This window comes from Aeromonas sp. XH (genome assembly GCF_033348475.1).
Classification (GTDB): Bacteria; Pseudomonadota; Gammaproteobacteria; order Enterobacterales; family Aeromonadaceae; genus Aeromonas; species Aeromonas sanarellii.
In genome coordinates, this window is record NZ_CP137630.1 from 1,696,978 (window position 1) to 1,711,757 (window position 14,780).

Below are 14,780 nucleotides of genomic sequence, written 5' to 3' on the forward strand. Positions count from 1 at the left end.
GTCTCATCTGCAATCAGGTTTAGGATAGGGGCCGTTTTGGCCCCTCACTCGCTTCTGTCGTGCCCCTGTTTTTTGGGTAGTGAGTGGTAAAACGAACAAGGGATCTTATGACCATTCCATGCTTTGGCTGCCACTCAGGCAGCAACGCCCCCCGCCGCAAAGGCCTCTCTGCCACGGAGGCCGCCTTGCTGGCCCTGCTCTCGGGCGGCCTCTCTTTCGCCGCGCTGGCTGCCCAGCCCGTCCCCGCCGAACTCAAGCTCGCCATCGGCGATGAACCTACCGAAGGGTTCGATCCCCTGCTCGGCTGGAGCCACGGCAGCCATCTGCTGCTGCACAGCCCGCTGCTCAAACAAAGCGCCGATCTCGGCTGGCAGAACGTGCTCACCCAATCGGTGACCCCGAACCAGGATGGCAAGGGGTGGCTTATCCGCCTCAAGCCGGATCTGACATTCTCCAACGGCGCGCCGCTCACCGCCGAAGACGTGGCCTTTACCTACAACAGCGCAGCCCGGGGCGGCGGCAAGATCGACATGGGCAACTTTGTCTCTGCCAAGGTGCTCTCGCCTACCGACGTTGCCATCAGCTTGAGCGCCCCCCAGAGCACCTTCGTCAACGTGCTGGGATCGCTCGGGATAGTGTCGAAGCAGGATTACGATCCCAAGCGCTATGCCCGCGAGCCGGTCGGTGCCGGCCCTTACCGGCTGGTGAGCTTCCTGCCCGGCCAGCAGCTGGTGGTGGAGGCCAACCCCCATTACGCCGGCGGCAACAATGACTTCAAACGGCTGGTGTTTGTCTTTATCGATGAAGAGAGCGCCTATGCCGCCGCCCGGAGCAGCCAGCTCGACCTGGTGCGCATCGCCCCGTCGCTGGCGCCCACCGTACCCGACACCCTCAAGCTGTGGGTGCGGCCGAGCGTGGAGAATCGCGGCATCGTCTTCCCCATTCCGCCTGCGGGCGGCAAGGATGCCAAGGGTTATCCCATCGGCAACGACGTGACCTCGGACGTGGCGGTGCGCCGCGCCATCAACTACGCCATCGACCGCAAGCTGCTGGCCGACCAGCTGCTGGAAGGGCATGCCATCCCCGCCTACAGCGCGGTAGAAGGCTTGCCCTGGCTGAATAAAGCCACCGCCTTCAAGGATGGGGATGTCGTCCACGCCAACGCCCTGCTCGACGAGGCAGGCTGGAAGAGGGGGAGCGACGGCGTTCGCCACAAGGGCTCCTTGCGCGCCGCCTTTACCCTCTGGTACACCAGCGGTGACAGCACCCGCCGGGATCTGGCGGAAGCGGTGCGGGCCATGCTGGGGCCCATCGGCCTCGAAGTGAGCCTCAAGTCCGGCAGCTGGGAGCAGGTGGAGCGGGAGATGCACGCCAACCCGGTGCTGATGGGGTGGGGGAGTCTGGATCCCATGGAGCTCTATCACCACTACCAGAGCGGCTCCGCCGGGGTGGAGTTCTACAACCCGGGTTATTACCAGAATCCGGTGGTGGATGGCCACCTCAAGCAGGCGCTGGATGCCCCCGATTGGCAGGCGGCCGTGCCGTTCTGGCAGCAGGTGGAGTGGGATGGCAAGAGTGGCGCCGGGGTGCAGGGGGATGCGGCCTGGGCCTGGCTGCTCAATGTGCAGCACACCTATCTCGCCAACCGCTGCATCGACCTTGGCAAGGGGGCGCCGGAAATTCACGGTAGCTGGTCTTTGCTGGGCAACCTGCAGGATTGGCGGTGGACGTGCCGCTAAGTTCGTCCACCATGATGACTGCAACTCTGAAAGCCCTGCTGCGTCTGGCAGGGCTGCTCTGTCTGGTCTCGGTTGCCACCTTTGTGCTGCTGAGTTACTCCCCCATCGATCCCATCAAGGCCTATATCGGCAACGATCTGCTGCACGTGCCGCCCGAGCAGTACGCCCGCATCGCCGCTCGCTGGGGGCTGGATCAGCCGCTCTGGCTACGTTACTGGCACTGGTTCACCCAGGTGCTGCGGGGAGATCTCGGTTACTCCATGCTCTACAACGCGCCGGTGAGCGAGGTGATAGGTCAGCGCTTTGCCGCCTCCTTCCTGCTGCTGGCGGGCGCCTGGCTGCTCTCCGGCTTTTTCGGCATCGGGCTTGGGCTCTGCGCCGGTCGCTATCTCAACCGCTGGCCCGATCGCCTGATCTGCCGCTTTGCCTACCTGCTCGCCTCCTTGCCCACCTTCTGGGTTGGCCTCTTGCTGCTCGCCCTGTTTGCGGTGCATTGGCCACTACTGCCAGTCTGTTGCGCCTGGACGCCGGGGCTCGCTGCCGATGAGGCGGATTGGGCCATGCGGTTGCGTCATCTGTTGCTGCCGGTGGCGACCTTGACCCTGCTCGGGCTTGGCAATATCGCCCTGCACACCCGGGAGCGGGTGGCCGAGGTGCTGGAGAGCGACTTTATCCGCTACGCCCGCGCCCAGGGGGATGGCGGCTGGCCCATGCTGCGTTTTCACGTGCTGCGCCACGCCCTGACCCCGGCCATCTGTCTGCAGTTTGCCTCGCTCGGTGAGCTGATTGGCGGGTCGCTCTTGGCCGAGAAGGTCTTCTCCTACCCGGGGCTCGGTCAGGCCACCGTGGATGCGGGGCTGCGGGGCGATATCCCCCTGCTGATGGGAATCGTGCTCTTCTGCACCCTGCTGGTCTTTTTGGGCAACACGGTGGCGCGGGTGCTGCTGGCCCGCATCAATCGGGGCTGGGAGGGCGAGCATGCTGTTTAATCCGCTCCCCTCCTTGCTGCGTCTTGGCTTTGCGCTGATCTGCCTGCTGCTGCTGGCCAGCTACGGCTGGAGCCTCTCTCATCAGGATGTGCCGATGGATCTGCTGGCGCGCCAGCAGCCCCCCTCGCTGGCTCACTGGTTCGGCACCGATCAGATGGGGCGGGATCTCTGGTTGCGGGCCTTTCAGGGCACCCTCACCAGTCTGGAACTTGGGCTAGGCACGGCCCTGTGCAGCGGCCTGCTGGCCATGGTGGCGGCAAGCCTCTCGCTTATCCATCCCAGGTGCGATACGGCGGTGCGAATGGTGATCGACGCCATGCTGGCGCTGCCCCATATGCTGCTGCTGATCCTGATCTGTTTTACCGTGGGGGGCGGTATGCGCGGGGTGATCCTGGCGGTGGCGCTCACCCACTGGCCCAAGCTGGCGCTCATTCTCTGCGCCGAGGCGCGGCGGATCGCCTGCAGTGACTATGTGGTGCTGGCCCGCTGTCAGGGGATGGGGGCGCTGCGTCGCTGGCGCATCCACCTGCTGCCGGGGCTGTTGCCCCAGTGGTTTATCGGCACCTTGTTGATGTTTCCCCATGCGGTGCTGCACAGCGCGGCCTTGAGCTTTCTCGGCTTTGGTCTGGCGGCCCACGAGGCCTCCCTTGGCCTGCTGCTGGCCGATGCCCTGCGTTATCTGGCCGGTGGCGGTTGGTGGCTGGCCCTCTTCCCGGGGCTGATGTTGCTGCTGTTGGTGTTGCTCTTTGATCAGGCTACCCGCGCGTTGCAACAGCTGTTGTGGCACAGGAGTGAACCATGCTGAGTTTTGATCAGGTGACTATAGAGGCGGCCCACTACTCCTGGCTGGGGCGGCGCAGCTGGCAGCCTTTGCTGACCGATATCAGCCTGCAACTGGCGCCGGGGGAGATAGTGGCGCTGGTGGGGGGGAGCGGTGAGGGCAAGAGCCTGCTGCTGCAAAGCGCCCTGACATTGTTGCCGGACAACCTGCGCATGCGCGGCGCCATCTCCCTTGATGGCGTGCCCCTGTGCGATGCCAGCCGGGCCAGACTGCGCGGCCACACCCTCTGCTATGTGCCGCAGGGGGTGAGCGCCCTCAATCCGCTGCTGACGGTGGAGCGCCAGCTGGGCCGGGCGGCACGCCTCTGCGGCCAGAGCGGTTCTCGCGAGCGGCTCGGCGAGCAACTGCTGCGCTACCAGCTGCCCGCGACCACCTTGGACAGATTCCCGCGCCAGCTCTCCGGCGGCATGGCCAAGCGCATTCTGGCCTGCACTGCGGCGCTCGGCGGTGCCCGCTACATTCTGGCAGACGAGATCACCGCCTGGCTCGACGAGGGGCTGGCTTGCCAGCTGCTCGGCCAATTGCGTGAGTTGGCCAATCAGGGCTGCGGTATCCTCTGGGTCACCCACGATCTGGCGCTGGCGGCCCGTTTTGCCGATCGCATAGTCGCGCTCCATCAGGGCCAGGTGAGCGACACCTTGAGCTGCCACCATCTGCGCCAGGGGCAGGGGAGCGAGATGCTCCGTGCCCACTGGCAGGCGCTGCCGGAGTTCAATGCTCTCTTCTCTGCGCCGGAGGTTTCCTGATGCTGGTATCTCTGAGACTGGCCGTGTGCTGCGCGGCAGACATTCAGTGGCAGGCGCTGCCGGAGTTCAATGCTCTCTTCTCCGTGCCGGAGGTTTCCTGATGCTGGAAGTACGGGATCTCACCATCGACCAGGGGGAACGCCCCCTCTGGCAGGGGTTGTCGCTGACGGTGAAAGCGGGCGAGCGGCTCGGCATCTCTGCGCCAAGCGGTTATGGCAAGACCACCCTGGGGCGGGTATTGGCCGGTTGGCAGCCTGTTCGGGGAAGTGGGGAAATAGTGCTGGATGGGCAGCCTTTGCCTAAGCAGGTGAAAGGCTATAACCCCATCCAGCTGGTGCCCCAGCACCCGGAGCTCACCTTCAATCCCTGTCGCACCACAGGGCAGGCGCTGTGGGATGTGTGGCGCCCCGATGACGCCATGCTGGCCCGCTTTATGGTCAAGCCTGCGTGGCTCGGTCGTAAACCCGGTCAACTCTCCGGTGGCGAGTTGGCCCGCATCGCGCTGCTGCGTGCCCTCGATCCCCGCACCCGTCTGCTGATTGCCGATGAGGTGACCGCCCAGCTGGATCCGCAAATCCAGCGTCAGCTCTGGCGGGAGTTGATGGTTGAGTGCGAGCAGCGCGGGCTTGGCATGCTTGTCTTCAGTCACCAGCAGGCGCTGCTGCGCCAGGTTTGCCATCGGGTACTGCGTTTTGGCGAGGAAGTGGCTGAGCAGGCATTGATGGCTCGCAGCGTGGCCTGAGGGGAGGTTCCTCCTTCATCACCGGGCCTTCTCCCGCGAGGGGAGAAGGCGATGCATGTGCGATGCCCAGGAGGTGGCTGATGATGCCGACGTTGCCAAGCCTCACGGCGGGCATTCGGTATATCCTTGGGTCCCTTGCAGACATCCTGGCCTGTCTGGCATAACGAGGGGGCGCCCTGTCAGGGGCGCAATCAGCATCCTGGGGGGGTCATCAGATGGCCGGGCCCACCATCTTGGACATCATTCATTATGAATTGCATGGAACTTAAACCGTTCAGTGACGTGAGCGCGGTGAATTTTCTGCCCGTGGTCAACGATCAGACCGTGAGAACGCATCTGATTGATCATCCTCCCTTCGATGTGGCCAGTGTGCGCGCCTGGATGGATGACAAGATGCGAATAGACAGGTTACCCGGTTGTCGGGTGCGTGCCGTGGTCATTGACGGTGAACTGGTGGGATGGTGCGGGATACAACCCGACGACGAGGGGGTCGAGATGGCCGTCGTGATCGCCAAGACGGGTTGGGGGGCGGGGATAGCCATCTTCAAGGAGATGATGGAATGGGCAAGGCAGATGGGGCATAGGGAGGTCATGTTTCATCTGCTGAGCACACGCCCTGAATATCGGGCTCTCGCCAGGCGCTCCACCAAGGTGAAGAGGACGACGCTGTCGGGGAATGATTTCACCACCTATTGCCTCAGCGTGGAAAAATGGTTTGCGGGTTGATGATGGACAACGCGCCCCTTGCCAGTACAAAAGCGGGAGGCATCAGCCTCCCTCTCTTGTTTTCTACCGTTATCAGCGGCGTTTAGCCGGTTCAGGCACTGGCCAGCCAGTTCAGCCAGGCATCCATCCCTTCGCCTGTGGTGGCGCTGACCTGGATCACCTGGATATAGGGGTTGACCCGTTTGGCGTTCTCGATGCAGCGTGCCACGTCAAAGCTGACATGGGGCAGCAGGTCGATCTTGTTGATCACCATCAGCTGGGCGGCGGCGAACATGTCCGGGTATTTCAGCGGCTTCTCTTCCCCCTCGGTGACGGAGAGGATCGCCACCTTGTACTTCTCGCCGAGATCGAAGCTGGCGGGGCAGACCAGATTGCCCACGTTCTCGATAAAGAGGATGCCCCCTTCATTGGCGGGCAGCTGGTGGCAGGCGTCGTGAACCATTTTGGCGTCCAGATGGCAGCCCTTGCCGGTGTTGATCTGCACGGCAGGGACACCGGTGGCACGGATGCGATCCGCATCGGCACTGGTCTGCTGATCCCCTTCGATCACGGCGCAGGAGCGTTTTTCGGCCAGCAGGCGCAGGGTTTCGCACAGCAGGGAGGTTTTGCCTGAACCCGGGCTAGATACCAGATTGAGCACCAGCTGGTCGGCGGTTGTGAAGTGCTCGCGGTTGTGGGCCGCCAGCGCGTTGTTCTTGGCCAGCACATCCATCTCGATGGCGATCAGCTGGCGCTGTCCCATGCCCGGGACCGACAATCCCGCTTCCCCTTTGCCGTAGTGCAGATCACCCTGCTGGCGGTCATGGTCATGGTCATGGTCATGGTCATGGTCATGGCTGTGATCATGGGGATGCGCGTGGGAATGGCCGTGGTCATGAGAGTGGGCATGATCATGATGATGGTCGTGAGGGTGCTCATGGTGGTGCTCATGGTGTTGATCATGACCCTCGTGGCTCATGGGAGCCCGCACCCCGTGGTAGTGGTGATGGACATCCCCCTGATGGTGATAGTGGTGGTGAATGATCAGGGTGCGCGGCGCGCTCTGCTGGTGGTCATGATGGTGATGGGCGTCATGAGCATGATGATGGTCGTGTTCATGACCATGTTCATGGTGATGTTCATGATCGTGCTCATGGCCGGCGATCCGCGCCTGGCCGCATCCGCATACGCTACACATATCAACTTACCTCGATGTCGGTGATGCGCAGGCTATCACCCTGCGCGACTCGTAATTTGTATCCGCCACACCCGGGGCAGGCCTGCCCGCGCTCGGTGAGGGTGACCGTCTGGTTGCAGTCGTAACACCAGGCCTCTGCCGCCTGGTGCTGAAAGTGCAGCTGGGCGCCTTGGGCCACGGTGCCCTTGGCGGCAGCCTCGAAACAGAAGGCAATGGTGTCCGGGTCGACGCAGGATAAGCTGCCGACCTCGAGCCAGAGGGCGGTCACCTTGGTAAAGCCCCGCCGGGTGGCCTGCTCGGCCGCCAGATCGATGGCGGCCATGGCCAGAGACATTTCGTGCATGGTGGCTCCTTAACCGATATGGGGAGGAGCAGTGACTCCTCCCTGTAATTGACGGAACGGCATGGCCGCTCAACAGATCCGCGGCAGCAGCTCCCCTTGCGGTAGCTCCAGATAGCGGCGGCTGCCCCAGGGGTTGTTGAGGATCACCTTGTGGCGATCGCTCGCCTGCACCACGCCGATCTGGCTGGCTGCTGGGTTGAATTGCCGCAAGATGCCCAGCGCGTCCTGTGCCTGTTCGGCAGGCAGGGCCAGCACCATGGTTCCTTCATTGGCGAGATCATGGGGCTCGAAACCGTAGAGCTCGCACAGGCCGCGCACCGGATCGCACACCGGAATGGCGGACTCCTCCAGCTCGATGGCAACGCCGGAGGCACTGCTCCACTCGTTGAGCACGGCGGCAAGGCCACCGCGAGTGGCATCGCGCAGGGCGTGAGGGGTAATACCCGCTTTTAGCAGCGCTTCTACCTGCGGCCAGAGGGTGGTGCAGTCGCTTTTCAGATCAGAGCCCAGTTGCAGGGCGTCGCGGGCCATCAGAATGCAGGCGCCGTGGCTGCCGATATCCCGCGACACCAGAATGGCGTCACCGGCCTTGAGATTGCGAACCGAGATGCCCCGGCTCTGTTCGGGCAGGGGGAAGGTACCGACCCCGCTGGTGTTGATAAAGATCTTGTCGGCCGCTCCCTTGGGTACCACCTTAGTGTCGCCGCAGACGATACGGGCGCCGCTCTTGGCAAGTTCAGCCGCCATCGACTCGACGATGCGGGCGAGATCGGCGTAGGGGAAACCCTCCTCGATGATAAAGCTGCAGCTCAGATACTCGGGCTTGGCCCCCATCATGGCGAGATCGTTGACCGTACCGGCGATGGCCAGCTTGCCGATATCGCCCCCCTCGAAGAAGAGCGGTGAGACGGTAAAGCTGTCGGTGGTGAAGGCGACGGGCCCGCTTACCGGCAGCAGTGCGGCATCTTCACCGCGCAGCAGGATCTCGTTGCCAAAGTGGCGAAAGAAGAGCTGGTTGATCAGCTGATTCATCTCGACACCGCCGCCGCCGTGGCTAAGTTGGATTTCTCTCATCGGGTCTGGTTCTCCACAAGATTGCCGAAACAGGCAGGTTCATCTCTCCTCATCACCCGACCACCGTGGCTTAACTGAATTTCTCTCATTGGATCCCCATATATCGGTAGTAGGCATTGCAGGCCCCCTCGGAGCTGACCATGCAGCTGCCCATGGGCTGGGTCGGGGTGCAGCCCCGGCCAAAGACGTTGCACTGGTTCGGTTTGGCCAGGCCGCGCAGGATATCGGCGCACTGGCACGCCTTGTGGTCATTGATGGGAGTCTGATTGAGCGCGAAGTGGCGCTCCGCATCGCGTTTGGCAAAGGCATCGCGCAGGCGCAGGGCGGAGGCGTTGATATCCCCCAGACCTCGCCAGCGAAAGTGCTCGCGGGTCTCGAAAAAGCGCTCGACCAGCCGCTGGGCAGCTTTATTGCCACTGGCAGTGACGGCGCGGCTGTACTGCACCTCCAGCGCGAAGCGACCCTCCACCTTCTGGCGCACCATCATCAGCAGCGCCTCCATCACATCCACCGGCTCGAAGCCGCTCACCACCACCGGCACCTGATAGCGATCGACGATAGGCAGGTAGATATCGGCGCCGGTGATGACGCTGACGTGGGAAGGGCCGATAAAGGCGTTCACCTTGGCCACCCCGTCGGCCATCACCGCATGAATGGCAGGGGGCACCAGCACATGGTTGATATGAAACAGCAGGTTCTCGACCCCTTGCTCTTCAGCGGCTGCCAGCAGCGCCGCCGTCATCGGGGTAGAGGTCTCGAAACCGATGGCGAAGAAGACCACGGTTTTGTCCGGATTCTCTTTGGCGATACGCAGGGCGTCTAGGGGGTCATAGACCGGGCGGATATCGCTCCCCTTGGCCCGCTGCTGGGCCAGCGTGCCCTTGGAGCCCGGCACCCGGATCATGTCCCCCAGCGTCACCAGAATGACGTTGGGCTGGCTCGCCAGCTCGATGGCCTGATCGATGCGTTCTTTCGGCATGATGCAGACCGGGCAGCCGGGGCCGTGGACAAACTCGATGCTGGCCGGCAGCAGCTGGTGCAGGCCGTACTTCATGATGGTGTGGGTATGGCCGCCACACACCTCCATCACCCGCAGCGGTTCGGGCAGATCTTTGGCCAGTTCGGTGATCTGGGCGGTGAGGGCACGGATGACGTCAGGCTGGCGAAAGCCCTGAAAGAGGTCATTCAAGGTCAGCATGGCAAGATATCCTGCTCTGGCATCAGGGCCACCATCTGGCGGAAGCTCTCGAGGCTGGCCTGCGCCTCCTCCTGGTCAATCTTGCTCATCACAAAGCCGATGTGGAGCAGCACATAATCGCCCACCTGGAGAGGCTCTTCGAGCAGCATGCAGCTGACGCGCCGCTGCACTCCCAGGGTGTCGACGGTGACGCAGTTATCTTCGGGGTGCAGCAGCACCACCTGAGAGGGGATGGATAGACACATGGATTTCAGGACTCCGACAAGGTGGCACAACCGGTTGTAACAGGCTGATGCGTGGCAAGATGGTGGATGGCAAACCAGAGCTGACCGGCGGCGATGCCACCGTCATTGAGCGGCAGGGTTTCGCTGGTCAATACCTGCCGGCCGGCGCCTTCGAGTGCGGGCACCAGCTGGTCCATCAGCACCCGGTTTTGAAAGACACCGCCCCCGAGCGCCACCGGATAGCCGGGGAAGCGTTCGGTAAGGGCGATGACCAGATTGCTGATGGCGCGGATAAAACCGGCGGCCAGGCTGGCGGTGGCGGTGCCTTTGCGCCGCTCGCTGACAAGGGTATGGATCAGCTCGGCCCACTCGATATGCAGTGGCCCTTCCGCTGATTGGCTGAGATCAAAGGCGAGGGGGAAGGGCAATTCATCGGGGGCCAATTGTAAGGCGGCTGCCTCCAGCAGGAGTCCCGCTTCGCCCTCGTAATCCGGGGTATCGATCACTCCCAAGAGCGCCGCCACCGCATCGAACAGCCGACCGATGGAACTGGTGTAGGGGGTGTTGCGACCCAGCTGCCAGAGCTGGTGCAGGTTGTTGATCCGCTTAAGGGGCAGTTGCTTGATCAACGGAATATCGAGGGCACTGATCTGCTCAGGGCTGTGCGATTCAAACAGCAGCCCCAGCAGCTGGCGCACTGGCTCGCGGATGGCCGCTTCGCCGCCGATCAGCTTGAAGGGGGCAAGGTGGGCAACCCGCTCAAATCCCTGAACGTCTGCGATCAGCAGCTCGCCGCCCCAGAGGGTGCCGTCATCGCCAAGGCCGGTGCCATCGAAGGCAAAACCCAGCACCGGGCCCGTGATGTCGTGTTCGGCCATCACCCCCAGCAGGTGGGCGTGATGGTGCTGTACCTCGAGGTGGGTTGTACCCAGCTCCCGGCAATAGCTTTTGGCCCACTGGTGGCTGAGGTAGCCGGGGTGGCTGTCCGAGACCAGCAGCTGGGGCTTGAGATCGTAGAGATCGCGAAAGGTGGCCAGGGTCTGCTCGAAGTGCTCCTGCATCGGCAGGCTGTGCAGATCGCCGATATAGGGGCTGTAGATGCGCTGGCGGCCGAAGGCGAGCGCCAGCTGGTTCTTCTGTTGCGCCCCGACAGCCAAGAGCGGCGCCTTGACCGCCTCTTGCAAGCTGGGAGTGCAGGGGGCATAGCCCCGGGCCAGCCGCAACGTCTGGCGCCGCCCGCCCGCCCACTGCACCAGACTGTCGTCGCACGGGTGCAGGATAGGGCGGTTGTGATCCAGGATGCCGTCAATCTCGCTGCCGAGCTCCCTGACCACTGCCTCGCACTCGATAAGGATTGGGCTGCCGCGACCATTGGCGCTGGTGGCCACCAGCGGCATGGCGCAGGCATCCAGCAGCAGCTGGTGGAGCGGGGTATAGGGGAGCATGATGCCGAGGTAGGGGATGCCGGGGGCGATCCTCTCGGCCAGCGGCGCGGTTGTCAGTAGGGATTCTGAGAGCCGATCATCGTTAATGCGCTTGCGCAGCAAGCTGATGGGTCTGGCCTGAGAGGTGAGCAGCTTCCACTCGTCTTCGCTGCCGGTGACATGCAGTTTGGCCTCGGCAAGGGAGCCCATCATCACCGCCAGCGGCTTGCGTTCACGCCGCTTGAGCGTTCGCAATCTGGCAACACTCTGTTCATTTTGGGCATCACATATCAGGTGATAGCCCCCCATCCCCTTGACCGCAATCAACGCCCCCGCTTGCAGGGCGCTTGCAGCGGCCTGCAGGGCATCCTCGCGCTCGGCCAGGGCATCGCCACGGCCATTTCGCCAGCTGAGATGGGGCCCGCACTCGGGGCAGCTCACCGGCTGGGCGTGGTAGCGTCTGTCCAGCGGATTTTCATAGGCCGCCGCACAGCGCTGGCACATGGCAAAGCCCGCCATGGCGGTGTGGGGTCTGTCGTAGGGGAGGCGGCGAATGATGGTGTAGCGCGGACCGCAGTGGGTGCAGTTGGTAAAGGGGTAGCGATGGTGGCGATCCGCGGGGTTGGCCACGTCCGTGGCGCACGCCTCGCACATCCCCTGATCCGGCGAGATGGCGACCGTGGCGGCGCTCTGCTGCTGGCTGGCTTTAATTCGAAACTGGCCATGAAAGGTGCCGTCGTAGTCGGGATCATGAGCGAGGGGCAGTTCCCGCTCGCTGAAGTGATCGATGCGGCTAAGGGGCGGCGCCAGTTCCCGCAGTTCGCGGGCAAAGCTGGCGAGCTGCTCGGGGGAGCCCTCGGCGCCGATGGTGACGCCGTTGGCATCGTTCAAGACATAACCGGCAAGACCGTGGCGCAGCGCCAGCCCATAGACGAAGGGGCGAAAGCCGACCCCCTGCACTATGCCGTCGATATGGAACTCGCGGCGCAGTCGAGACAGTGTCGGGGTCTTGGCCGTCATGGCGCCATCCTGAGGGGGATCAGGCCGGGCCAGATGGCGATCATCTTGAGGGGTGTCATCTGATATCGAACTCCCATCTGCAGGCCTGCCGCCACGGCGCCGGCCATTGGGTACAACGGACAGGGGCAGGACAGGAATGCAATGCGCAGGGTTGCAACGGGCTGCGTCTCGATAGCGGGGGCGTAGCCTGGGCAGGGGAGGGAAGCGGGCCTCTCATCCTGCCGCGGGGGCCAAGTTTACCGGGGCACTTGTCGCCATTACCTTGATCTCGCACCGGTTTGAGTGCCAGACGCGGCGCTTCTTTGCGATCCTGTGAGGGGCGCCACGTCTCCTGGCGGCTCGAGATCCCATGGGGAAAACCCAGGCCTTCAGACATGCAAGAGGGAGGCGGTTGCCTCCCTCTTGCGTGTCATGGCCTTGGGCCCGGCGCCCGCCATCAGATATCCACCTGGGATCCCAGCTCGATCACCCGGTTGGGCGGGATCTCGAACTGATCCGGGGCGCGCAGGGCGTTGCGCTGTAGCAGCATGAAGAGCTTGCCCCGCAGATAGAGGTACCAGGGGCGCTCCTTCATGATGAGCGACTCGTGGGCCATGAAGAAGGAGGTCTCCATCATGCGGCAGCTGAGCCCCTCGGCGTTGCAGCGGTGGAAGATTTCCTCCACGTTCGGGGTCTCGCGCCAGCCATAGCTCGCCACCACCCGCCAGAAGGTGGGGGAGAGCTGCTCGATGCAGACCCGGCGCACGTTGTGGACATAGGGCACATCCTCCACCTTCAGGGTGAGCAGGATGACGCGCTCGTGCAGCACCTTGTTGTGCTTGAGGTTGTGCAAGAGCGCATGGGGGATGACGTTGACCACCCGCGACAGATAGACGGCGGTGCCCGCCACCCGGGTCGGCGGGGATTTTTCCAGGGACGCTATCATCGGCTCAAGCGAGTTGCCGTGCTCGTTCAGGCGGCGGATAAGCTGGAAGCGCTCGCTCTTCCAGCTGGTCATCAGGGTGAACATGACGGCCCCCAGAGTGAGCGGCAGCCAGCCGCCGGAGAAGACCTTGGCGAGGTTGGCGGCAAAGAGCGGCACGTCGATGGCGAGCAGCAGGGCGAAGAGGGTGACCACCAGCGGCTTGCGCCAGTGCCAGCTGTGGCGGGCCACCGAGCAGGAGAGGATGGAGGTGAGCACCATGGTGCCGGTCACGGCGATGCCATAGGCCGCCGCCAGGTTGCTGGAGTGCTCGAAGCTCATGATGACGATCACCACAGAGAGATAGAGCAGCCAGTTGATGACCGGAATATAGATCTGGCCGGACTCCTGCTCCGAGGTGTGCACGATGCGGATGGGGGAGAGATAGCCGAGCCGCACCGCCTGCCGGGTGAGGGAAAAGACCCCGGAGATCACCGCCTGGGAGGCGATCACCGTCGCGAGTGTCGCCAGCAGCAGCAGGGGAAGCAGGGCCCATTTGGGCGCGAGCAGGAAGAAGGGGTTGGCGATGGCCTCGGGATTGCCGAGCAGCAGCGCCCCTTGGCCGAAGTAGTTGAGCACCAGGGACGGCAGCACCACCATGAACCAGGCGCGGCGAATGGGGCTCTTGCCAAAATGGCCCATGTCGGCGTAGAGCGCCTCCACCCCCGTGATGGCCAGCACCACGGCGCCCAGGGCAAAGAAGGAGGCGCTCTGGTAGGTCATGAAGAAGCGCAGCGCCCAGACCGGGTTGAGCGCCCCCAGCACCTCGGGGTGCTGGAGGATGCTGTTCAGACCCAGCACCGCCAGGGTCAGGAACCAGATCAGCATGATAGGGGCAAACAGCTTGCCCACGGCGGCGGTGCCGTGTTTCTGGATGGCAAACAGCAGGGTCAGCACCAGCACCGAGAGCGGCACTATGTAGGCATCGAGGGAAGGCGCCGCTATCTTCAGGCCCTCGATGGCCGACATCACCGACATGGCCGGGGTGATCACCACCTCGCCATAGAAGAAGCTGCCGCCAATCAGCCCCAGGATGATCAGCACCGGCGTCCACTTGGCCGGGGTGTTGCGGGTGGCCAGCGACATCAGGGTGAGTATGCCCCCTTCGCCGGCGTTGTCCGCCCGCATCACGAAGGAGAGATACTTGACCGAGACCACCAGGATCAGCAGCCAGAAGATAAGCGAAAGAAAGCCCAGGATGGAGGCGGGTTCCACCCCGAAACCGAACTGGCCGGAGAGGCACTCGCGCAGGGTATAGAGCGGGCTGGTGCCGATGTCGCCATAGACCACGCCGATCGCCGCCAGCATGACGCCGGACAGGGCGGGTTTGTTAGTACAGTTCATGAAATTATCTTGTCAGATTACCGGTGGCATGGCTGCCAACACAGGGGGCCCGAGCGATCGGAAAACCGGGATCGTTATTCGGGAGGGTATTCAAGGATTGCAATGGAAGCGGGGGTTAGCTGGATAGAAATAGGCTCATCATGGGACACAGTCTGTTTATCTGCGATTTGGCGTATGATGACACAGAGTCTGTGGGAGTATGTTCAGGTATAAATAATCAAAAGGTCATTTT

14 protein-coding genes are annotated in these 14,780 nt (G+C 63.3%); 7 read left to right on the forward strand and 7 right to left on the reverse strand.

From position 1 onward, the window contains the following. The first annotated feature begins 107 nt into the window (after positions 1-107). The 6 genes from R2B70_RS08000 to R2B70_RS08025 all read left to right on the forward strand — a co-directional run bounded on the left by R2B70_RS08000 (position 108) and on the right by R2B70_RS08025 (position 5,783). Positions 108-1,739 (forward strand): ABC transporter substrate-binding protein, encoded by a 1,632-nt coding sequence (locus tag R2B70_RS08000; protein WP_318163081.1) that lies wholly within the window; start codon positions 108-110, stop codon positions 1,737-1,739. Further along, positions 1,724-2,728 carry an ABC transporter permease gene (locus R2B70_RS08005; RefSeq protein WP_412055162.1) on the forward strand — a complete coding sequence of 335 codons (1,005 nt, stop codon included), beginning with the start codon at positions 1,724-1,726 and terminating at the stop codon, positions 2,726-2,728. Before R2B70_RS08000 ends, R2B70_RS08005 begins: the two co-directional genes overlap by 16 nt. Beyond that, a complete protein-coding gene (locus tag R2B70_RS08010) occupies positions 2,718-3,533 on the forward strand; it encodes an ABC transporter permease (RefSeq protein ID WP_318163083.1) in 816 nt (271 codons plus the stop codon). Before R2B70_RS08005 ends, R2B70_RS08010 begins: the two co-directional genes overlap by 11 nt. Beyond that, complete coding sequence (locus R2B70_RS08015) at positions 3,527-4,315, forward strand: ATP-binding cassette domain-containing protein (RefSeq protein WP_318163084.1); 789 nt, start codon at positions 3,527-3,529, stop codon at positions 4,313-4,315. Before R2B70_RS08010 ends, R2B70_RS08015 begins: the two co-directional genes overlap by 7 nt. 100 nt (positions 4,316-4,415) lie before the next feature. Further along, positions 4,416-5,057 (forward strand): ATP-binding cassette domain-containing protein, encoded by a 642-nt coding sequence (locus tag R2B70_RS08020; protein WP_318163085.1) that lies wholly within the window; start codon positions 4,416-4,418, stop codon positions 5,055-5,057. Positions 5,058-5,315: 258 nt separating this feature from the next. Next, the gene (locus tag R2B70_RS08025) at positions 5,316-5,783 is read left to right on the forward strand and encodes a GNAT family N-acetyltransferase (RefSeq protein ID WP_318163086.1); all 468 of its coding nucleotides are present in this window, start codon (positions 5,316-5,318) and stop codon (positions 5,781-5,783) included. A gap of 91 nt (positions 5,784-5,874) precedes the next feature. Here the strand turns inward: R2B70_RS08025 and hypB are convergent, their stop codons facing one another. Then, on the reverse strand, positions 5,875-6,741 hold the full coding sequence (gene hypB / locus R2B70_RS08030) for a hydrogenase nickel incorporation protein HypB (RefSeq protein WP_318163087.1): 867 nt from the start codon (positions 6,739-6,741) through the stop codon (positions 5,875-5,877). On the opposite strand from hypB, the gene R2B70_RS08035 reads away from it, so the two are divergent. Further along, positions 6,628-6,984 carry a hypothetical protein gene (locus R2B70_RS08035; RefSeq protein ID WP_318163088.1) on the forward strand — a complete coding sequence of 119 codons (357 nt, stop codon included), beginning with the start codon at positions 6,628-6,630 and terminating at the stop codon, positions 6,982-6,984. The genes hypB and R2B70_RS08035 overlap by 114 nt on opposite strands. Here the strand turns inward: R2B70_RS08035 and hypA are convergent. The 6 genes from hypA to kup form a co-directional block, all read right to left on the reverse strand. Next, positions 6,962-7,303, reverse strand: coding sequence for a hydrogenase maturation nickel metallochaperone HypA (hypA, locus tag R2B70_RS08040; RefSeq protein ID WP_318163089.1), 342 nt, complete (start codon positions 7,301-7,303; stop codon positions 6,962-6,964). The two genes, R2B70_RS08035 and hypA, sit on opposite strands and share 23 nt — an antisense overlap. Positions 7,304-7,372: 69 nt before the next feature. Further along, entirely contained in the window at positions 7,373-8,377 is a 1,005-nt protein-coding gene (gene hypE / locus R2B70_RS08045; protein WP_042061781.1) for a hydrogenase expression/formation protein HypE, read from the reverse strand. An 85-nt stretch (positions 8,378-8,462) separates the two neighbouring features. Then, positions 8,463-9,575, reverse strand: coding sequence for a hydrogenase formation protein HypD (gene hypD, locus R2B70_RS08050; RefSeq protein WP_318163090.1), 1,113 nt, complete (start codon positions 9,573-9,575; stop codon positions 8,463-8,465). Further along, positions 9,569-9,820: a HypC/HybG/HupF family hydrogenase formation chaperone gene (locus tag R2B70_RS08055; RefSeq protein ID WP_318163091.1), complete on the reverse strand. Its 252-nt coding sequence runs from the start codon at positions 9,818-9,820 to the stop codon at positions 9,569-9,571. Before R2B70_RS08055 ends, hypD begins: the two co-directional genes overlap by 7 nt. Positions 9,821-9,825: 5 nt before the next feature. Then, positions 9,826-12,243 carry a carbamoyltransferase HypF gene (hypF, locus tag R2B70_RS08060; protein WP_318163092.1) on the reverse strand — a complete coding sequence of 806 codons (2,418 nt, stop codon included), beginning with the start codon at positions 12,241-12,243 and terminating at the stop codon, positions 9,826-9,828. A 436-nt stretch (positions 12,244-12,679) separates the two neighbouring features. Continuing rightward, positions 12,680-14,548 (reverse strand): low affinity potassium transporter Kup, encoded by a 1,869-nt coding sequence (gene kup, locus R2B70_RS08065; RefSeq protein ID WP_318163093.1) that lies wholly within the window; start codon positions 14,546-14,548, stop codon positions 12,680-12,682. Between the last annotated feature and the right edge of the window lie 232 nt (positions 14,549-14,780).